21 protein-coding genes and 1 riboswitch are annotated in these 21350 nt (G+C 31.3%); of the genes, 14 read left to right on the top strand and 7 right to left on the bottom strand.

Annotation, left to right across the window (positions count from 1 at the left end):
• Window positions 1-41: 41 nt before the first annotated feature.
• Window positions 42-614: a DUF805 domain-containing protein gene (locus tag NST35_RS02770; RefSeq protein ID WP_002457273.1), complete on the top strand. Its 573-nt coding sequence runs from the start codon at window positions 42-44 to the stop codon at window positions 612-614.
• A gap of 554 nt (window positions 615-1168) precedes the next feature.
• Here the strand turns inward: NST35_RS02770 and NST35_RS02775 are convergent.
• Window positions 1169-2779, bottom strand: coding sequence for a ribulokinase (locus NST35_RS02775; RefSeq protein ID WP_002457272.1), 1611 nt, complete (start codon window positions 2777-2779; stop codon window positions 1169-1171).
• A 585-nt stretch (window positions 2780-3364) separates the two neighbouring features.
• Here NST35_RS02775 and NST35_RS02780 point away from each other — a divergent pair.
• Window positions 3365-4375 carry an aldose epimerase family protein gene (locus NST35_RS02780; protein WP_002457271.1) on the top strand — a complete coding sequence of 337 codons (1011 nt, stop codon included), beginning with the start codon at window positions 3365-3367 and terminating at the stop codon, window positions 4373-4375.
• Between the two features lie 77 nt (window positions 4376-4452).
• On the opposite strand, the gene NST35_RS02785 is transcribed toward NST35_RS02780, so the two are convergent.
• The gene (locus tag NST35_RS02785) at window positions 4453-5133 is read right to left on the bottom strand and encodes an MOSC domain-containing protein (protein WP_002457270.1); all 681 of its coding nucleotides are present in this window, start codon (window positions 5131-5133) and stop codon (window positions 4453-4455) included.
• A gap of 165 nt (window positions 5134-5298) precedes the next feature.
• On the opposite strand from NST35_RS02785, the gene NST35_RS02790 reads away from it, so the two are divergent.
• Together NST35_RS02790 and NST35_RS02795 are read left to right on the top strand one after the other, a co-directional pair.
• Window positions 5299-5991 (top strand): ribose 5-phosphate isomerase A, encoded by a 693-nt coding sequence (locus NST35_RS02790; RefSeq protein WP_002457269.1) that lies wholly within the window; start codon window positions 5299-5301, stop codon window positions 5989-5991.
• 398 nt (window positions 5992-6389) lie between these two features.
• A complete protein-coding gene (locus NST35_RS02795) occupies window positions 6390-6569 on the top strand; it encodes a hypothetical protein (protein ID WP_002457268.1) in 180 nt (59 codons plus the stop codon).
• A gap of 405 nt (window positions 6570-6974) precedes the next feature.
• Here NST35_RS02795 and NST35_RS02800 read toward each other — a convergent pair whose 3' ends face one another.
• Window positions 6975-8123 carry a CPBP family intramembrane glutamic endopeptidase gene (locus NST35_RS02800; RefSeq protein WP_002457267.1) on the bottom strand — a complete coding sequence of 383 codons (1149 nt, stop codon included), beginning with the start codon at window positions 8121-8123 and terminating at the stop codon, window positions 6975-6977.
• Window positions 8124-8370: 247 nt separating this feature from the next.
• Here NST35_RS02800 and hutG point away from each other — a divergent pair, with 247 nt between their 5' ends.
• The 7 genes from hutG to NST35_RS02835 all read left to right on the top strand — a co-directional run bounded on the left by hutG (window position 8371) and on the right by NST35_RS02835 (window position 15794).
• The gene (gene hutG, locus NST35_RS02805; protein ID WP_002457266.1) at window positions 8371-9306 is read left to right on the top strand and encodes a formimidoylglutamase; all 936 of its coding nucleotides are present in this window, start codon (window positions 8371-8373) and stop codon (window positions 9304-9306) included.
• A 471-nt stretch (window positions 9307-9777) separates the two neighbouring features.
• On the top strand, window positions 9778-10896 hold the full coding sequence (locus NST35_RS02810) for an amidohydrolase (RefSeq protein WP_002457265.1): 1119 nt from the start codon (window positions 9778-9780) through the stop codon (window positions 10894-10896).
• Window positions 10897-10981: 85 nt separating this feature from the next.
• Entirely contained in the window at window positions 10982-11863 is an 882-nt protein-coding gene (locus NST35_RS02815; protein ID WP_002457264.1) for an SDR family oxidoreductase, read from the top strand.
• A 280-nt stretch (window positions 11864-12143) separates the two neighbouring features.
• Window positions 12144-12755 (top strand): flavin reductase family protein, encoded by a 612-nt coding sequence (locus tag NST35_RS02820; RefSeq protein WP_002457263.1) that lies wholly within the window; start codon window positions 12144-12146, stop codon window positions 12753-12755.
• 43 nt (window positions 12756-12798) lie between these two features.
• Entirely contained in the window at window positions 12799-13377 is a 579-nt protein-coding gene (locus NST35_RS02825; protein WP_002457262.1) for a hypothetical protein, read from the top strand.
• Between the two features lie 85 nt (window positions 13378-13462).
• A riboswitch (SAM riboswitch) is annotated at window positions 13463-13559 on the top strand.
• A gap of 133 nt (window positions 13560-13692) precedes the next feature.
• A complete protein-coding gene (locus NST35_RS02830; RefSeq protein WP_002457261.1) occupies window positions 13693-14994 on the top strand; it encodes a Na+/H+ antiporter NhaC family protein in 1302 nt (433 codons plus the stop codon).
• A gap of 287 nt (window positions 14995-15281) precedes the next feature.
• On the top strand, window positions 15282-15794 hold the full coding sequence (locus tag NST35_RS02835; protein ID WP_002457260.1) for an SRPBCC family protein: 513 nt from the start codon (window positions 15282-15284) through the stop codon (window positions 15792-15794).
• Between the two features lie 144 nt (window positions 15795-15938).
• On the opposite strand, the gene NST35_RS02840 is transcribed toward NST35_RS02835, so the two are convergent.
• Window positions 15939-16700, bottom strand: coding sequence for a MurR/RpiR family transcriptional regulator (locus tag NST35_RS02840; RefSeq protein ID WP_002438434.1), 762 nt, complete (start codon window positions 16698-16700; stop codon window positions 15939-15941).
• Between the two features lie 197 nt (window positions 16701-16897).
• On the opposite strand from NST35_RS02840, the gene NST35_RS02845 reads away from it, so the two are divergent.
• A complete protein-coding gene (locus NST35_RS02845) occupies window positions 16898-18487 on the top strand; it encodes an alpha-glucoside-specific PTS transporter subunit IIBC (RefSeq protein WP_002457259.1) in 1590 nt (529 codons plus the stop codon).
• Window positions 18488-18591: 104 nt separating this feature from the next.
• Here NST35_RS02845 and NST35_RS02850 read toward each other — a convergent pair whose 3' ends face one another.
• Entirely contained in the window at window positions 18592-19122 is a 531-nt protein-coding gene (locus tag NST35_RS02850; RefSeq protein ID WP_002457258.1) for a hypothetical protein, read from the bottom strand.
• 301 nt (window positions 19123-19423) lie between these two features.
• On the opposite strand from NST35_RS02850, the gene NST35_RS02855 reads away from it, so the two are divergent.
• Window positions 19424-20059 (top strand): HAD-IA family hydrolase, encoded by a 636-nt coding sequence (locus NST35_RS02855; protein WP_002457257.1) that lies wholly within the window; start codon window positions 19424-19426, stop codon window positions 20057-20059.
• A 17-nt stretch (window positions 20060-20076) separates the two neighbouring features.
• Complete coding sequence (locus NST35_RS02860; protein ID WP_002447262.1) at window positions 20077-20265, top strand: hypothetical protein; 189 nt, start codon at window positions 20077-20079, stop codon at window positions 20263-20265.
• A gap of 316 nt (window positions 20266-20581) precedes the next feature.
• Here the strand turns inward: NST35_RS02860 and NST35_RS02865 are convergent, their stop codons facing one another.
• A complete protein-coding gene (locus NST35_RS02865; protein WP_002447263.1) occupies window positions 20582-20767 on the bottom strand; it encodes a hypothetical protein in 186 nt (61 codons plus the stop codon).
• The gene (locus NST35_RS02870; protein WP_002447264.1) at window positions 20764-21120 is read right to left on the bottom strand and encodes a hypothetical protein; all 357 of its coding nucleotides are present in this window, start codon (window positions 21118-21120) and stop codon (window positions 20764-20766) included. Before NST35_RS02870 ends, NST35_RS02865 begins: the two co-directional genes overlap by 4 nt.
• Window positions 21121-21350 lie beyond the last annotated feature (230 nt).

The raw sequence follows: 21350 nt of genomic DNA on the forward strand, positions 1-21350 counted from the left end.
AAACACTTGTTTTAATGACAAAATGAAAAGGAGTATATCTAATGAGAGAAAAAGTTAGATTTACACAAGCTTTTAAATTATTTTGGACTAACTATTTTAATTTTAAAGGGCGCTCTCGTAGAAGTGAGTATTGGTTTGCTATGTTATGGCATTTAATTTTTATGATTCCTACAATTATTGGTTACGCTTTTGGAATTATCTCTTTAATATTAAGTGAAACTTTTAAAAGTTATGGATTTCTCTTGTTGGGGGTAGGAATTTTAATCTTTTCTGTGATTTATATTTTGATTTATAGTTTAGTTACATTAATACCTAATGTTGCGATATTATCAAGAAGATTCCATGATCGCTCAATGACGATGACTCTCCCGATTATTTTTTATGTTTTCACTGTCATTTTATCTGCTTTTAATTATATACCAGATATAGATAATTCACCGGTATTAATATCTATGGGAATTATCTGCTTAATCTACTGGATTGGGTCGATATTAATATTAGTATTGACTTGCTTAGATAGTAAAACAGAGTCTAATAAATATGGACCAAGTCCAAAGTACAATCGTAACGAGACAAATTTCCATGGTGATAATGCTAATCCAGTTGATAAATAAAATTCAAACAATAATATAGCCCGAGACAATCATGATTGTCTCGGGTACTTTAATTGTATTGATAGTTTTTGATTGAATTGAAAATGTTCATGTATTCAGCGTAAGCATTATCAAGTAGTTATTAATCCTTGTATGCCTTTATATGTATTTTAGCTCTTTTGTTGTCGTTCCTCCAAGTTAAGCTTTAATTATCAAGTTTAGTTATTTTTGTGATACCTAGTTTGTTCTTCATGCTATATGATGATAGAAAAATACATGTTTATAGAAAACCAGAATTTATTAAACGTCATTAAGTCAATAAAAAAACAACGAGTTTAGCTTAAGATTAATTTCGCTATATATTTGCTGATTCATATCAAAAAACATAATTGAATTGTGTATGCTAAAAATTTTATATGTTAGCACCTACGTTAATAATTATCTCAATGATTCATATCACTGTGGAACTTCTTATGCATCGATGTACTATTGCATCAATGCTGACATGTTTATTCACTTCAACTTTAATCATGGTATCGGTGATTAAAATTAAACGTCTTGAAAGGGATAACTACTTAAATCAAATATGATAATTCAGGATATTGACGACCTAATAAATCATGTAGTTCACAATATTTATGGTAAAGTGGTTCATATGCTTGAACTTTTTGGAATTCAGGTTCTTGTATATAAGCTATAGGTTGCTTCATAGATAATGCCGCCTCTTTTAATGTACTATATGCGTTACCGACAGTTGCACCTAACATCGCTGCACCTAATGCCGAAGCATTAGATGAATCTAAGACGACAACCTTTTTATTTAAGACATTTGCATAAATTTCAACGAGTAATTTACTCTTTTGTGGGATACCGCCAGATGCATATACTGTATGAACAGGAATATGATTATCTTCAAATTGTTTCATAATTAATTTTGTTCCAAATGCTGTAGCTTCAATATACGCTCGATGAATCATTTCATATGGTGTTTGAAGTGTAAGGCCAAAGATACTTCCAGTTAGATGGCTATTACTTAGTATACTACGATTTCCATTCAACCAATCTAAAACAACAACATGTTGTTCTTCTATTTTAATATGACTTGCTAATTCCTCTAAATAATTAAGTACAGGCATATGATGTTCATTTGCTTGATCCACAATATGTTTAGGTGCTTGCTTCTTTGAGTATTCGAACAAATCACCGACAGCTGGTTGACCAGCTTCATAGGCGTATAATCCAGGTATAATAGCATTTTTAACTGAGCCAGTTATAGAAGAAATGGGTACTTGCTTTGAATCTAACATGAGATGACAAGTACTTGTACCAATGACTGCAGTGAATTCTCCAGCTTCTATTGCCCCAACACCTAAGACGCCAGAATGTGCATCTATGATAAAAGGTGAAACCTGGACATCTTGAGAAAGACCCCATATCTGTTGATAGCCTTTACATAAACGACCTGCACTTTCTCCAATTGATATGATTGACGCTTCACATTTTTCTTTGACGATTTTAGGTAAATCAGGATCCACGCTATGGAAGAACTCGTAATTAAATCCTGCATCATTGTCCCAAAAACCTTTAAAGCCAATACCACAATTTGATCGTACATTTGAATTTGTTAGTATACTAGTAATGTAATCTCCAGCTTCCATTATATACCGTGCTCTTCTAAGAATTTCTGGTGCTTCATGTTTAACTTCCATGATTTTCGGTATCATCCATTCGCTATTTACGCTTGAGCCATAATAATCTAACCAATTTTTATTCTTACTCATCTGAATCATATGGTTTGCCTCATCTTGAGCTCCATGATGTTTCCATAATTTTACGTACGCGTGTGGATTTGTCTTTAAATCTTCATGACGATGAAGCGGTTCAAATTGTTCATCGAGAAAGATAATTGTACTGCTTGTAAAGTCGACTCCAATACCAACAACATCGTTTTTATTAACTTTACTATCTTCTAATACAAATTGAACACCTTGTTCAAGAATTTGTAAATAGTCGTCAGCATTTTGTAAGAAGTAGTTTTCAGGTAACGGTTTATCATATAATGAGTTCATATAAGTTCCGTTCGCATAGTCTTCCTCATATCTTGATATGATATGTCCGTTGGATGTGTCAGCTAATATCACCCTTCCAGAAGCGGTTCCAAAATCAATTCCTATACTATAACTCATGTGTATGCCTCCTATATATAGCGTAATTGTAATCAATCATATTGTTCTGAGTCGACGATTTGATGTTTAAGTATAGTTTACATGAATGTAAGTGTTTACAAAAATAATAATTATATTTTCGAATCATCTGCCATACAATTTATTTACGTTAATTGCCGAAATCTATGGAATATTACAAGAAAAAGTGTAACAATATGTAAGTGAAACACTGTTGATAAAAGTTGAATTTAAAAAGTCTTATATTGCTATTTTAAAGTATAAAGTGTTTGATTTGTTTAGCCATAAAGCTACCCCTTTTATGGCGAACGTCTTAAAAATCAGGGAATTGAAAGTAATGTAAGACTTTGAACGTTCTTCTATGTAAAAATTTGTCCAATTAAAAGCAGATGTTCTTATATCATTATTAACTTTTAAATCAATCGCGAGGCTGGCGATTATAAATACAAATCAAATTGATATAAGTAATTATAAACACTGTTAACTAAGGTGATGAGGGGAATTAGGACAGGTGAGATAGAGGCCTTTAGTCATTGAAATATAGTTAGAAGGGCGTTAATTTTACAAGGTTGAAAGGGAGATTATGTAATGATATCTAAAGTTGAACATCAAAGACACGGTTTAGATTTAATTAAAATTGATAATGACGATACGAAAATTGTATTTACAAACTATGGTGCAAGAATTGTTTCTTGGAAATACCATGATAACAATATCGTTTTGGGGAATGTAGTAGAAGCGGATGAATTTTATTTTGAAGAACCTTTTAATTTTGGTGCTACGATAGGTCGCTATGCAGGTAGAATTGAAAATGCATCATTTAAATTAGATGATGATACTTTTCAATTAGAATCAAATGATGGTCAACATCATTTGCATGGGGGCAGTCATGGATTAAATAGACGTATTTTTGATTATGAAATAGTTGATGATATTGGACAAGTAAAGATTATATTCACAACAACGATTAAAGAAGAAGAGGACAATTATCCTGGAGATATGATGGTAAAGGTTATTCACACTTATGATGCCAATCATCGATGGTCCGTACAATATGAGGCAAAATCAACAAAAAAAACAGTATTTAATCCTTCAAATCATGTTTATTTTAATTTGAATCGTGATAACAATGTTGTGTATAACCACTGTATTAATAGTTCAGAATTAAAAATGTATATGTTAAATGATAAACATATTGTTAAAGAGGAGCAATCTCTTGATTTACATCGATTATTGGATACAAATAAAGTCTATTTAAAAGATATTTTTGAAAGTGACAATGAAACTTTGCAACAACAAATTAATCATTATAATGGCATTGATCATCCTTTCGAGTTTGGTGGAAATGAGCTTACCATTGATAATTCTGAATTTGAACTTAATATTAAGACTGATATGCCTCACTTTGTAATGTTTACGTTTAATGATCCACAAGTTTGGAACAATGATTTTAATATTTATAAGGCGCATTCTGGATTTTCCATCGAAACTCAATATATGCCTAATGATATAAATATGTACGGCGCCAAAGCTCAGTCTATTTTAGAGGCAGATACATTATTTACATCTAAAACAAGTTTTCAAATTCATGAAAAGTAGTATTTTTATGATGATTATCATCATTCATTGCAATACATATGAGAGTCTGAGCTTAAAAGTTTCAGACTCTTTTTAAACTACTTATCGTCAGAATTAATGAATTTTCTATTTTCGGCACGCGTTTTCATTTTCTGTAGTTTTTCCTTTCGATCAGGTGAAAGATAAGGATTTCGAAGAGCATGATAAATTAATCTTAAATTATCACGCTCATTATAGAATAAATGATTTAAGTCTTTCACAGATAGACGTGTGTTTGATTCTGCCTTTTTAATGAGTTTTAAATTATCACTCTGATGTACATATCCTTCTTTTATAACTCTAAAATAAAATCCAGTTTTACCAGATTGCGACATTTTTTGAACTAAATTAGGTATTGCATATTTAGCTTGAATTTTCCAACAAGGTTCTCGTATATCTGATACTTCTATGATTGTATCGCCTAGTTGATACTGATTACCAAAATAAACATCGGCTTCATCTAGATGTTCAACTGTCAAATTCTCACCAAACATTGCATATTCAGGTAATTGATGTAAGTCATCTTTAAATAATTGATAATTAGATTTACTAAAACAACATATCGCTTTATGTATACCACCATGTTTATGATAGGCTTGTTCATCGTCCACGAAACCAAGTCGATTGAGCCACATTTGACCTTTAAAAGGAATTTTGTTTAACGCTGATTGCATTGGTTTATAGTTACCATAAGACAATGTTTCTATTTTGCCAATAGATATGGCATTCACTTTAATCATGTATATCACGACCTTTTAATTTATAAGCTATTATCAAGTGTTGATACAAATAGTTTAACAATAAAATGAAATGATTAATATGAAATCAAAAATGAGGTATGTTAAAAAATTGAATCTCATGTAGAATATAATTAGATACTTTTATGAAGAGGAGAGCAACGACACATGAAAGATGCAAAAGAGCTAAAATTGATGACCTTAGAAGATGTACTTAGTCAAATTGAAAATGGAATGACACTCGGAATAGGAACAGGGAGCACAATTGAATTATTAATTCCCCAAATTGCTGAATTAATTCAGCAAAAGAATTATACAATTACCGGCGTCTGCACTTCTAATAAAACAGCATTTTTAGCTAAAGAATTAGCTATGAATATAGTTGATGTAAATGATGTTGAGAAAATCGACTTAGCAATAGATGGCGCTGATGAAGTAGACAGTGCGCTTAACCTTATTAAAGGCGGTGGTGGAGCCTTATTTAGGGAAAAGGTCATAGATGAAATGGCTGACCGATTTGTCGTTGTTGTAGATGAAAGTAAACTCGTCAACTATTTAGGAGAAACATTTGCATTACCAGTTGAAGTCGATAAATTTAATTGGTACCAAGTTGCCAAAAAAATTGAGTGTACTTATGATATTCATGTAAACAGAAGAATTAATGAAGATGTACCTTTTATTACCGACAATGGTAATTACATATTAGATTGTTCATTGCAAAATCGAATTTCTGCTTATGAGCTACACGAATTTTTAATTCATTTAACTGGTGTTCTTGAAACAGGATATTTCCTCAATATTGCCGATCAAGTAATAGTAGGAACACAAGAAGGCGTAAAAATATTAAATAAAGAGACTTAGCCATTATATTAAGCTGAAAAAATTAATCTGAGATAGAGCATTTGTGTTAAAGTGATTTTCTTACATAAACAATACATATTAGAGTTGTAAAGACATGAATGACATACAATCTTATCATAGTCATTGAGTTCTCCAATTTGTAATAAAGTTAGTTCAATAAATGATTTGTACTGAACTCCGAAAATGAAAATTGTATGCTGATTTATGTTTTCTATATTATTGAGCGAGGTAAACATTTCTATTTTGTTTAAATTCAATTTTGTTATAAACGTTAATATCAATTTATCTAATTGATGTAAGACATCAACTAATTTTTTAAGAAAAAGTTTATTGGTGTTTTAGTAATAATTTTTGAAAAAATAGTTTGGTCTTTAGCTGGGGTAAAAGGAGGTTTTATTTTGAAAGTTTTTTTATATTTCATTTACTTTTTCGTTGCGTTTTTTGTTGTGGATTCTCTAATTAGTTTGGCATTTCCAATTGAATTTGATGTGTATACAAATTTAATTACTGCATTCTTTTTTGCAGTTTTTATGACACCATTATTTTTTGTATTAAAACAAGACAAAAACAAAAAATAAAATAAACATATATAGTGGAACAATTGACAGATACTGAGAAGAATATTTAAGCGTAAAAATGTTATGGTGTTTGATTATTACGATTAATAAAGTAATATGGATAAATTTAATATCCTGCTAATGCAAACCCTAGTAAGTAGATTAAGATTTTAAATGCAAAAGCAGTTATCATCTTAATAGTTCTAATGAAACGCAATAAATTATCTTTAATCAATATAGCGAATGTATATTGATTATTATTTAAAGTGATAGATATGAAAAAGCCAGTCCAATGATTAAGGTGTCGAACGTAATCACTGGACTGGCTTATTTATGCATTTTAATACTAAAAATAAAGAGTAATATTAAAATCAAACTTTTAGAATGCGAATCATTAACACAGGATCTATTTTAAAGTATCAAAGATTAATGTGATTTATCTGTGTCGGCTTTATGATCTTCAACTTCGTGAATTTCATCTTTAACATCGTTGACAACTGATGAGTGTCTATCTTCGGTATAAGTTGAATGATCTCTAAACTTATCATTGTGATTTGTATCCGTTTCTTTATTAACTGAAGAGGCGTCTTCTTTATAATCAGAAGTAGCAAGCGTATCGTCACTCTTATTAGGTTTCTTTGATTGATGTTTGTCATTATCAATTTCTTGTTGCTTTGTTTCATCTTTAGATGATACATCATGATTTGAAGTTGAAGAGGCGTCTTCTTGACTTGGTTCTTCATCTTGAATATGAGATAAATAATTATTAGGATCAACTTCGTCTAAACTTTGTTTCGTCGTTTTATAAACAATAGCACGAATGATGAGACTAATAATAATAAATGAAACACCCACAATTGTTGTAGAAAGTGCGATGACTTTCATTGAGAAAAGGTCGCCTGTTTCTTCACTAAATAAAAAGACGAGAGCAAAAGTCATGGATGCGTGAAAGGCAGTTGCAATATAAATTGTACGACCATTAGTAGCTCTAATTAATTCACCAATAATCATTGAAAACATGAATGTATATAAGAAATGATATCCGGCGTATTCTACACCATATGTCGTATTAGCTGTAAATACTGAATAAATAAGACCAACGACAATACTCGCAAAAAATGTATTCATTCTTGTTTCAAGAATATTTTGTAAGTAAGAACGGAAACCAAACTCCACTACAAAAGCCATTAAAATATGACCAATTAGTATAGTTAGTAATGATACTGATAAATCTGAAGTTTGTAATAGGATGAAACTATCAGCATAAGTATTAAAGCTAAACAAGCCGATCATTAAAATGATAAGTGGTAGAATGAGTGCTAAAAGTAGACGCTCAATCACCTTTAAACTGATAGAAAATTTCAATCCTGCTAATTGTTCTTTTCTGTGTTTAAATATTAATATGCACACAATTGCAGCTATGAAAGGAGCTAAATCTTTAATGCTAAAGACAAAACGTTTCACTCCGATAGTCGCTTGAAAATCTCTGAGTATCACGGACAATGCCATTGTGATAACGAAAAATACAAAGACCATCATAGCCCATTGGAACCCAGAAAATCTAGAGTTTTTCATTGTATGTAACCTCCATTAGGTAACAAGCTTAAATTGATTTATTTACAATTATACATCTTACAAGCATATGTTTAAATTGTCTATTTTAATTATAATCAAAATGTAATAGTCTTGAATCATTTTGTTAGCTAATCGTAAATAATTTTATCATTATATGGGTATGTTAAAAGAGCAAGCGTTGATAAAGAAAAATTCAATAGTTATACTTTAATTAACTTAACTGATAAAAATTCAAGGGGGATATATCATGTATCAACTTGCGCAATCTAATCTATGGACAGGTCGTTTAGATAGTGAAACTGATTCTACACAATTTAGGCATTTCCAAACTGTTAAATTCGGTGATTTAAGTCAATTAGATTTTTCGGAGGAACACAAAGGCGTGGGCTTATTAGGATATGCAATTGATAAAGGAGTAGAATTAAACAAAGGACGTGTAGGTGCAAAAGAAGGCCCCAATGCCATTAAGCGAGCTTTTGCTGGATTGCCAGATTTGAATCAATGTGAAGAGATTATAGATTATGGTAATGTAGAACACAATCATGAGTTGCTAATAGATACACAGCGCGAATTCGCAGACCTTGCTGCTAAGTCTATGAAACGACATAAACAAACATTTTTACTTGGTGGCGGTCATGATATAGCATATGCACAATATTTAGCTACTCGTAAAGTTTTTCCTGAGTCGTCAATAGGTGTGATTAATATAGATGCGCACTTTGACACACGCGATGAGGATTATTCAACCTCTGGTACTAGTTTTAGACAGATTCTAGAAGAAGATGATAATGCAGATTATTTAGTGTTAGGTATATCTCAAGGTGGTAATACACAAGCTTTATTTAATTATGCTAAAGAAAAAGATATTCAATTTGTATATGCAGATGAATTACTACATCAGGTGTCTCCCCCCATTAAAGATATGATAGAACGTTTTATCCATAATCATGATACGGTTATGTTCACAATTTGCATGGATGTAGTAGATAGTGCATTTGCACCAGGAGTAAGTGCACCAGCTGTCCTAGGTATATATCCACATACAGTTTTCGAACTTGCTAAACGTGTCATTCCAAGTGAAAAAGTAAAATCTATAAGTATAGCTGAAATGAATCCAACGTATGATTCAGATCAAAGAACTGCTAAATTAGTTGCTAATTTAGTACATCATTGTTTAATTTAAAGTTAGAACTCGTCATGTAAAAATTTAATAAATTTAGATATACTTAGTTTCAAAATGCCTGTGATATTCGTTGATGTCTCGGGCATTTTGACGTTTTTTGACAGTTTATGACTGAATAAGAAATGGTGTGTTAGTCACAAATTAAAATGTCATACTTGTTATCGTAATAGGAATAACCATTTATTGTGAAGATTGTTCATTTCACTATGAAAGAGAATTTTTAATGCATGTTTATCATATATTCCAGTAATCTAAGCAGTAACTAATGAGACATGTAACTGTTTCAACATGTTTTCGCTTTTTTAAATAATTTTAATAAACTAGCTCTTAAAAACGTTGAATATTTAGAATTTTCCGATAAAATGTTAAGATAACTTTACTAAAATTGACAATTAAGTTAATTAAAAGAATGCTAAATCACAAGTTAAGCATATGAATAAATTAGAAGTGTGAGAAAGGGCTGAGCGATATATGACAAATTATTCTACTTATGTAAATTGGAGAAGAACGTTTCATCAATATCCTGAACTTTCAGATGAAGAATATGAAACTACAGAAACGTTACGAAAAATACTCAAAAGTTATGGTATACGTATACTGGATGTCCCTTTAAAAACAGGTTTAGTAGCAGAAATTGGGCAAGGAGAGGAAATGATAGCGGTAAGAACAGATATTGATGCTTTGCCTATAGAAGAACAAGTGAAGCATGAATTTACATCAAAGCATCATGGTGCAATGCATGCATGTGGTCATGATATTCATATGGCAAGTATATTAGCTACTGGTACTCAACTAAAAGAGATTGAAGATGAATTAAATGGACGCGTTCGATTAATATTTCAACCTGCTGAAGAATTAGGACATGGTGCATTTGAAATTATAAATACTGGAGTACTTAAAGGAGCTAAAGCAGTACTTGGTTTTCATAATTATCCCACTTTAAAAGTTGGTGAATTTGCTATTAAATCGGGTGCAATTACCTCTGCAGTCGATCGTTTTGAGTTTAATGTTAAAGGTAAAGGTGCGCATGCTGCAAAACCTGAGCAAGGAAACGATCCAGTCATCGTTGTAGGACAACTTATCAATAGTTTACAAACTATTGTGAGTCGAAATTTATCAGCTTTTGATAGTGCAGTTGTAACAATCGGTGAAATTTCTTGTGGTAACACATGGAATGTTATAGCTGACAAAGCTTATATACAGGGCACTGTTCGTTCATTCGATGAGGATAAACGTCATTATATTGAAAATAGGATGAAAAATATTGCTGATGGTTTAAGTCGTGTTTTTAATGTGGATATTGATTTAACTTATTCAAGACTCCCTGGTGCAGTAGTAAATGATGCACATCTAACACAAGAAGCAATCGAGGTCGCTAAAAAAGTTGGCTATCATGTATCAATGCTCGATGAACCGGTTACTATTGGAGAGGATTTCTCAGGTTATACAGAAGAATACCCCAGTGTTTTCGCATTTATTGGTTCCGACAGTAAATTTGATTTACATCATCCTAATTATCATCCGGATGAGCGTATTTTGGAAAAAGTTCCTCAATATTTCGTACAGCTCGTTCAACGTTTATTGACATAATTTGTGATTTCATATTTTCTATGATTAAACGTACATGATAACTGGGTATACAGAAAGCATTAAATGAATTAGGAGATGATTTGAAATGTCAGCTCAAGATCCGCGCAATAAATTTAAAACTGATAATTATGAAAAACAAGAACAAGAAGTTCCAGGTATACAAGCTAAAATGTCACCACAACCAGATTGTGGGGAAGATTCCTATCATGGCCACCATCGATTAGATGGCTTTAAAATACTAGTGACTGGTGGCGATTCAGCAATTGGACGTGCGGCAGCAATTGCTTATGCTAAAGAAGGTGCGGATGTAGCGATTAATTATTTACCAAGTGAACAACAAGATGCCGATGATGTAAAACAGATCATTGAAAATGTTGGTCAAAAAGTTATCTTAATTCCTGGTGATATTAGAGATGAACAATTCAACTATGACATGGTTGAAGAGGCTTATCAGCAATTAGGTGGTTTAGACAATGTAACGTTGGTTGCTGGTCATCAACTTTATCAAGATGAATTATCGGAGTTTAAAACTCAAGATTTTACTGAAACGTTTGAAACGAATGTCTATCCGGTATTTTGGACAGTCCAAAAAGCGCTTGAGTATTTACAACCAGGAGGGTCAATTACAACAACATCTTCAGTTCAAGGTTATAATCCTAGTCCAATTCTTCATGATTATGCGGCAACGAAAGCTGCAATTATATCTTTAACAAAGAGTTTTTCAGCCGAATTGGGTCCTAAAGGTATTCGTGTTAACTGTGTTGCGCCTGGACCGTTTTGGTCACCACTTCAAATTGTCGGTGGTCAACCACAAAGCGCTATACCTACTTTTGGGCAAAACACACCGTTAGGACGTGCTGGTCAGCCTGTTGAATGTGCTGGGACATATGTGTTATTGGCTTCTGATGATGCAAGTTATATTACTGGTCAAGTATATGGTGTGACTGGTGGGACTCAAATAGATTAAATTAACTATAGCATATTAATTAGTATATATTTTCAAAGTGAAAGCACGACGAAGGTGCTAAACATCTTACAAAACTATATAGTTTAATATAAGATTTGTTTATGATAATAAGCGCCTAGGACAAATATCAATGTCCTAGGTTTTTTATCTTATAGGCAAACTGTGATTCAATTGAATATACGATCTTCTTTAACTCTTTTTAATTTTGTCTACAAAGGGACAACAATAGTTAAATAGTAAATTTTATATTTTAAATAAAAATTGATTGGATTGATTGATAGTGAAAAAAATAAAAGCTGAAACACTTTCAGATATGCAAAATTACAAATTACTTAGTGGAAGTATTATACCTAGGCCGATAGCATTTGTAACTACTCAAAATTTAAAAGGCGATATCAACGCAGCTCCTTTTAGTTTTTTTAATGTAGTTAATCATACACCACCTATGATCGCAATTGCTGTTCAACGTACAAATGGAAATAGAAAAGACACCTCAATAAATATAGAACAATCAGGTGAGTTTGTTGTGCATATTACTGATGAAGCTATTGTTAATGATGTGAATGAAACTGCTGCCCCGTTAGAATATGGTGTTAATGAACTTAAGAGAACTTCTCTAAGTATGATTGATTCTGATTTAATTAATGTTCCAGCAATCAAAGAAGCAAAAGTAAGGTTTGAGTGTAAGCTTCATCAAATAGTACAATTGGGCAACAAAGATAACGGGAGTGATTTGATAATTGGTGAAATTGTCATGTACCATATTGATGAAGAAGTTTATTTTGAAGATAGTAAAATTGATGCAAATCAATTAAATCCGGTAGCTAGGTTAGCTGGAAATGATTACTCTTTGTTAGGTCAAACATTTACAGTTAATCGTCCTACCTCATAAAGATAAAAAGACATTTATAAATATCATTTTAAGGATGTTATTGATGAAAGCATATCTATATAAATTCATGCCATTGCTCATTTTAGTCATAGGACTGATTGTCTTTTACGTTATTAATGATTATCCCACATTGTTACATATCATAGTGATTATTACTTTTATAACGAGTGGATTGAAAAATGTATACTTTGTTAATAATAATATTAGAAATCATATCATATGGATAAGCCCTAAACTCGATCGTATCCTTGGTATGCTTTCGGGCATACTATATTGTGGTATTTACGTGGTTAGCTTTATAAAGCAACAGCCTTTATGGATAGTGATACTTATTCTGGTATTAACAGTGGGTACAGCAGTTTTATTAGAAACGAAATTACATATTACATCACTTCAATTAGAGGAAAGGTTATCATCTGAACGGATAAAACGTAAAGTAATATCAAGACATAAGGCACAACGTCTTAAGAATATATTTTTTACTGTGATTGTTGTAGTAATCATTTCAATGCTCATATCATTATATTTAAAGTTAATGGTTATTTTTGGACTTGCATTAGCGATATTCATCTTTGCATCAATAAGTGTGGCTATTTTTGAAAAATACTTTACTATATATTGAAAATATGTAAACTATTATTAAAATATTTAAAATAATAAGTGTTGACGTTATTGTAAATATCTTGTAACGTTAAACACAATTCAATAACTTATCAAGAGAAGTGGAGGGACTGGCCCAAAGAAGCTTCGGCAACATTGTATCATGTGCCAATTCCAGTAACCGAGAAGGTTAGAAGATAAGGTTAAACACGATGTTAACTGAGACTGGGGCATGATTACGTGTCCTGGTTTTTTATTTTTGAGTTATTGATTAAATAGATAGGAATTTTTTAGTATAAAATCTATCAATCCATTATACGGGAAAGTAGGTTAGATTATGAAAGAGATGAAGAATGGCAATGCTTGGGCATTAATTCCTTTATTGTTATTTGTCTTACTATTTCTAGGTGTTGGTATTATTTCTGGTGATTTTACCACTATGCCATTAAATGTTGCTATTACAATTACTGTTATTGTTGCCTTACTGATGAATCGCAAGGAAACTTTTGCAAAAAAAGTAGAGGTATTTACAAAAGGTGCAGGTCACTCTAATATCATTTTGATGATGCTTATTTTTATCCTTGCTGGAGCTTTTTCGACGACTGCTGAAAAAATGGGTGGCGTGTCATCTACAGTTAATTTAGGCTTATCACTTATTCCTCAAAATTTAATAATTGTTGGACTATTTATTATTTGTATGTTTGTATCAATTTCAATGGGAACTTCTGTCGGCACAGTTGCAGCTATTGCACCAGTAGGTTTTGGATTTGCACAAGCAACAGATGTACCAGCTGCATTAGCCATGGCAACAGTTGTTGGGGGAGCGATGTTTGGTGATAATCTATCTATGATTTCTGATACCACTATTGCAGCAGTAAGAACACAAAAAACAAAAATGAGTGATAAATTTAAAGTCAATTTTAAAATTGTATTACCAGGTGCGATTATTACAATCATCATTTTATTCTTTTTAACAAATGGTATTTCCATAGATCATACTAAAAACTATGATTATAATTTAATTAAAGTCATACCATACTTGTTAGTTTTGATTCTTGCGTTAGTTGGTATTAATGTAATTATTGTATTAATAGGAGGTACTGTATTAGCCGGTATAATTGGACTGATTGATGGTTCTTTTGGTTGGAAGGGCCTTTTAAATGCTATTTCTAAAGGGATTATCGGAATGGAAGATATTGCTATGATTGCATTGCTTATAGGTGGTCTAGTAGGAATTATTCAACATAATGGTGGTATTGATTGGTTGCTTAATTTTGTAAGGTCAAAAGTAAAATCAAAGCGTGGTGCAGAACTAGGTATAGCGAGTTTAGTGAGTGCAGCTGACATTTCAACAGCAAATAATACAATTTCTATTATTATGGCTGGACCATTAGCTAAAAATATTGCTGATGAATATGATGTCGATCCAAGGAAATCAGCAAGTATATTAGATATCTTTGGTGGGTGTTTTCAAGGATTATTACCATACAGCCCGCAAGTGATTTCAGCAGCAGGTGTAGCCGGAATTTCCCCATTCCTAATGTTACAATATAGTATTTATCCAATATTATTAGGTGTTTGTGGATTAGTAGCAATTATTTTAAGAGTACCTCGTTTAAATCAATCGTCAAAAAAATAAAATACGGCCCATAGTATATATTGGCTGTCAACAATCTTATGATTGTTGACAGTTTTATAATGATTCTTTGATACTCACCATCTGTATCTTATTTTTAAGTTGAGTATCAAGCAATATAGAATAGTAGTAAAATATTGATAAGAACAAGACTATACACTCAATCTTGAATTTAAAAAGTTAAAAATCATAAGTTTTATTTAATATAATTTAATTTTATAGAGCTCAAAGTTTGTGACCTAGCTCAAATACGTTAAAATAGTATTAAGAGTGAAAGTAGGTGAAATGAAATGGCAAAATATAATGTGGAAAATGAATATGTTGAAATCGACATTGAGAGATTACTTAAATATACACCAGAGGTCGTTTATGAGGCATGGACAAAAACAGATATCTTAAAAAAATGGTTTATGACCACACAACGCACGAATAAATCGTTTGATGCAGACATTCAAGAGGGAGGAAAGTATCGCATCATTGATAGTAGAAACGGTAAACAAAACATCATAGAAGGTACATATGAAGAGTTAGTTTTAGATGAATATATCAAGATGACGATTGGAATGCCAGGACTAAGTGAGGAAGAGGATGTCATTGAAGTAGAGTTCTTTGAAAGAGAGAATGGCGGGACTCAAATGTTCTTTTACTATCGCTCTTTTATTGAAAAGGAAAGACGTTTAACAACATTAGAATATAAGCAAAAGAAAAAAGAATATCATGATTCAACAGCACATGGATTTGAATTGATGATTGATCAAATGCAAAATGTGATAGATGAAATTGAGGAACAGCGTCATAACTAAACTGAAAAGCCTGGGACAACAAAAATTGTTGTTCCAGGCTTTTTAACGTTTTAATAGTCATTGTCTAAGTTGAAAAAGGATCTACCAAATAATATTTATATATAGAGTGAGAATTGCATTCAATGATAATGATGACTCACTTTCCTATGTTAATTCATGATTCTCTTTATATTCGTTATATTTTCTTAGTAGTGTTTCAAAGAAAATATGATAGCTAATAAAACTGGAATAATCGGTACCATCGTTTAAATAAAAAGTATTGCTTGAAACATAAACATTATAATCAGCTTGTTGTGCCAATGTATTGTCCTTCATTGTTGTTACGGAAATAAAATATTTTTGTCTCAGTTGAAGCAATTGTGTGACTTCTTTAAGTTGATGTGTTTCGCCAGAAAGTGAAATAATGAAAAACAAATCTTCAGGAATTGTCTTGTTTAACACCATCTTTAGTTCATGAACATCATGTAACAATATAATATTTTTATGCATAGTCAACAGTATACGTTGTGCTTCTTCAGCGACATTCATCTGTGCACGTCCAGTACCATATAAGTATATTGTTGTAGCATGATGCATTTTGTGAGTTAATAAACGATAATCAATACGTTCTAAATAGTTGAATGTATTTTCAATTTCTTGTTTAAATTGCTCCATAGAATCAGAAGGAAGTTGATGATTCTTACTATCTTCAAATTTTAAAAAGGATTTAAAATCACTATAACCATCAAAACCTAGTTTACGAGTGAAGCGATGAATCGTAGCATTTGAAGCATGTGTCTGTGAGGCTAAATCTTGTATTTTCATATTTTTACAAACATCTATATGTGTATTAACATAATGTGCAATTTGTATATCATTATCATTTAATTGATCGAAATTAGAGTTTACTCGTTCATCTAAAATCATCTTAACACCTCATCATTGAAAATATTTTCTTTATATGAAAATATAATCTAATTATACAAAAATGTTTCAAAGTGCGTCAACGTCATTGTCATTATGTAAGCGTTTACTATATATTGGTAATAACTTATTAAATAAAGAGCAATAAAGGTAAACATATATTAGTTATCATAGTTAAGGGAAGAGGGAGGTATTCAAAAATGAATGCAATTAAACGATTTGGTAGTGCAATGATAGTACCAGTTTTAATGTTTGCTTTCTTCGGTATTGTTTTGGGATTCGCTACATTATTTAAAAATCCAACCATCATGGGAGGCTTAGCTGATCAGCATACATTTTGGTTTAAATTTTGGTCTGTTATTGAATCAGGTGGTTGGGTAATATTTACACATATGGAAATTGTCTTTGTAGTTGGTTTACCGTTATCTCTTGCTAAAAAAGCTCCAGGACATGCAGCTTTAGCAGCTCTAATGGGATATTTAATGTTTAACACTTTTATCAATGCAATTTTAACTCAATGGCCACATACTTTTGGCGCTAATTTAAAAAAAGGTGTAGAAAACACAACAGGATTAAAATCTATTGCAGGTATTGAAACGTTAGATACCAATATTTTAGGTGCAATCATTATATCAGGAATAATAACGTGGATACATAATAGATATTACAGTAAGCGTTTACCTGAAATGTTAGGTGTATTTCAAGGATTAACATTCGTTGTAACAATCTCTTTCTTTGTCATGCTACCAGTGGCAGCAATCACATGTGTTGTTTGGCCAACGATTCAACACGGTATTGCTTCAATTCAATATTTTATTGTTGCATCAGGATATATAGGTGTTTGGTTATATCATTTCTTAGAACGTGTACTAATACCTACAGGATTGCATCATTTTATCTATGCACCAATCGAAGTAGGTCCAGTAGTTGTTAATCATGGTTTGAAAGCAGAATGGTTGCAACACTTAAATCAGTTTGCCGAGAGTAACAAACCACTTAAAGAACAATTTCCATATGGTTTTATGTTGCAAGGAAATGGCAAAGTTTTTGGTTGTCTAGGTATAGCATTGGCAATGTATGCAACTACACCAAAAGAAAATCGTAAAAAAGTTGCTGCATTATTAATACCAGCAACACTTACGGCAGTAGTAGCTGGTATTACAGAACCACTTGAATTTACTTTCTTATTTATTGCGCCATTTTTATTCGTATTACATGCACTACTAGCAGCAACTATGGATACACTGATGTATGGATTTGGTGTCGTAGGTAATATGGGTGGCGGTGTACTAGATTTTATAGCAACTAACTGGATACCTTTAGGAAAAGCACATTGGATGACATATGTCTTTCAAGTAGTAATTGGTCTAATCTTTGTTGCGATTTACTACTTCTTATTTAAATATTTAATTTTAAAATTTGATATTCCATTACCAGGACGTAAGAAAGGTGAAGAAGAAGTCAAATTATTTTCCAAACAAGATTATAAAGATAAAAAAGGAGAGTCAACTCGCAATTATTCACCTAATAGTGAATATGAAGAAAAGGCGATGTACTACCTAGAAGGTCTTGGAGGTAAAGAAAATATTAAAGACGTTACAAATTGTACGACGCGCCTACGTTTAACTGTTAAAGACGAAAGTAAAGTTCAAGAAAGTGCCTATTTTACACATAATCAAATGTCTCATGGTTTAGTAAAAAGTGGCAAGAGTGTTCAAGTTGTCGTTGGAATGTCTGTACCTCAGGTAAGAGAAGCATTTGAAAACATTGTAAATGATGATCTATCTTAGAAATAAAGTAACTCCCAAAATAATTCAAATAGAGATTATTTTGGGAGTTTTTGTATTTATATTTGTAAATAAGTTATTCTTGCTCATATATTCTATCTTTCTATTTATGAAATGCGTGCTTTATGTAGCATCTTTGCTCTATAACTTGCTGATAGGATATCAATGTTACGCGTTGCAATAGTTTGAAGCAGCTTTGTGAAAATCTCAGGAGGACATGTGACGCTTGCGCAATTATTATTTAATGTATAATTCACATTGTGATGATTCACAAACATATTCATGATATCAATGACTTTATCTTTAATGAAGGCATCTTGTAAACCGTCGATTGCTAAATCAAAGCGCTTAATAGATTGGTAAAGTTGTTCTGAATCAAGAAGTTCATTTACACGGCTGGGTAAAAGTATTTGATAAATAGCATAATTGTGGAAACTTAAGAAACTTATCAGATAAGGTAGTTGTTGCTTGGGGAGGCTAACTTCCAATGCGAACACATCGTTTTGCTTAATGATAGAATACTGAAAGGATTCACAAAAAGTAATTTCTTTACATAAATGTATTAATTTTTTTCGCGTTGAGCGAGATTTCAAACCTGCAACATTAATAATGTAGGTTTCAAATTTATCAATCAACATATGGGGACCTCCAATCGTTAACAATATATGTGTGGAAATGATATGAATGCTTATATTTTATATGCTGTTCGTTTAAATAAATTGTACCACTCTTTTTTTTTAGAATCACTAAGACTTTTGATTGAAGTTGAAAGAATTATAGTTATCTTATTTCGAATGCGTAATCATTGAAGGAAAAGTTTTATTCATAGCATAGTTGTGAACTAGATTTTATATTATTTGATGCTTAGTTATTTAGAGGCAAGTTTATATCAAATTATGTTAGTATGAAAAATAATAAATATTGAAAGGAGATGACAACATGTATAAAGCAGTAGTGTTTGATTTTGATGGTACTGTCATTGATACCGAAAAACATTTGTTCGATTTAATAAATACACATTTAAAAATCCATCAAGAAGCGCCGATTTCTTTAGAATTTTATAAACAATTTATTGGCGGTGAAACTACTGGATTACATACATATTTAGAAGATGCTATTGGTTTCAAAAATAAAGAAAAAATTTATGATCAATATTATCAAACAATTATTCAATTGCCGGTAAATCCCACAATCATTCAATTGATGCAATATTTAAAAAAACGTCATATCCCAATGGTGATTGCCACAAGTAGTTATAAAAAGAATATATATCCTATATTTAAACAATTAGGACTAGATACATACATTGATGTTGTTGTTGGTCGTGAAAATGTTGAGAGTGTTCAACCTAATCCCGAAATTTATTTAAAAGCTGTACAAGAGCTTAATTATAATCCTACAACCTGCTTAGCAATTGAATATTCTGTCAATGGTGCTACTGCAGCGATGCTAGCAGGATTAGATGTTGTCGTTAATACGAATATAATAACGAAGGATCAAGATTTTTCGACAGTTCAATATGTTGGACAAGATATGGAATTTGAAGATATAAAGAATTTTTTATTTAAAGAATAAATTGGAGGTATTTAAAAATGGGCTATATTATCCTATTTTTCATAGCAGGTCCAGTTATTATAGGAGTGGGTAATCTCATATTGGGACCGATATTTAATAAACGCACACCTTTACATGTTCAATTTCGATCGTTTATTATTGGCTCTCTTGTATACCTTATTCTCGCTACGGTTTGCTATTTTTTGTTACTTCAAGGCAAATTATAATACTACTTACAGTATGAGTTGATATAGAACAATGTTTAAGCTAACTTAACTAAAATCAACTTGTTATTTATATTATAGAAAAGAAATCTAAAATCTACATTAGTGATTTATACTTGTTTGAATAAAAATATTAAATGAGGGGCTCAAAATTCGTATGAATATCTTAGTTGTTCACCAATAATGAGATTTGAAAACCATGATAGATTGTGACATATGTTTAAGTCCATCATCGAATGTCTTTACTAAAAAAGTCTGGGACATAAATCATAATGTCCCAGACTTTTTTATCGTCTATTCAACAGTAAATTTGTTGAACCTACATAATCAATTTTAATACTAATGTTACTAATATAAGTATAATTAATAATAAGTCAATGCCTACCATAATAGTATATCGTGTAGGTTTTTGGCCTTGCTGCTTAGCTAATACCATTGCTTTATAATTTGGAAGTAAACTAATGATTAACAAAATAATTACAATGAGTCCGATAATAATAGTCAAGATGTGTGACCTCCATTTTTTCTATTTAAGAACTCCCATATGACACCAGCAATCACACCCAAAATTAGTCCGACAATGATACCTATACGCGGAGTGAAGAAAATTGATCCAAATATAAGGCATATAAAAAGCGCAATAGGTAAAGTTGTACCATAAATAATTTTACGTTCTGACGAACTTAAAATTGTAAATACAATGATATAAATGACAAAGAAAACAATAGCTGCAATGACAGTTCGTACAATAATAGACGATATTGAAGCCTCTTTCATAGTCAATAAATTAAGAATTAAAAATGCAGTCATAAATATTAAAGAAAATTTGATTGCACGTATAACAAGCGCTTTATTCATATGAGCACTCCTTTATTATTTAAAAAAAGTATATCATATTTAAATAATTATTAAGAGCAAAGACATAGGTAAAATGGTAAAGTGATTTAAGTTAAATTTGAAATGACATTGTATATAGTTTTAACAATCATTTTATGTTATATAGCTAGGTGGTAAGCAGTTAATATTTTAAATCAACTATAAGAGTGTGTTCTGAACTATTTCGTTTGCTCTATAATCTCTATTATCAA

Source organism: Staphylococcus sp. FSL W8-0304 (genome assembly GCF_038006565.1).
In the GTDB taxonomy this organism is placed as follows: Bacteria; Bacillota; Bacilli; order Staphylococcales; family Staphylococcaceae; genus Staphylococcus; species Staphylococcus epidermidis.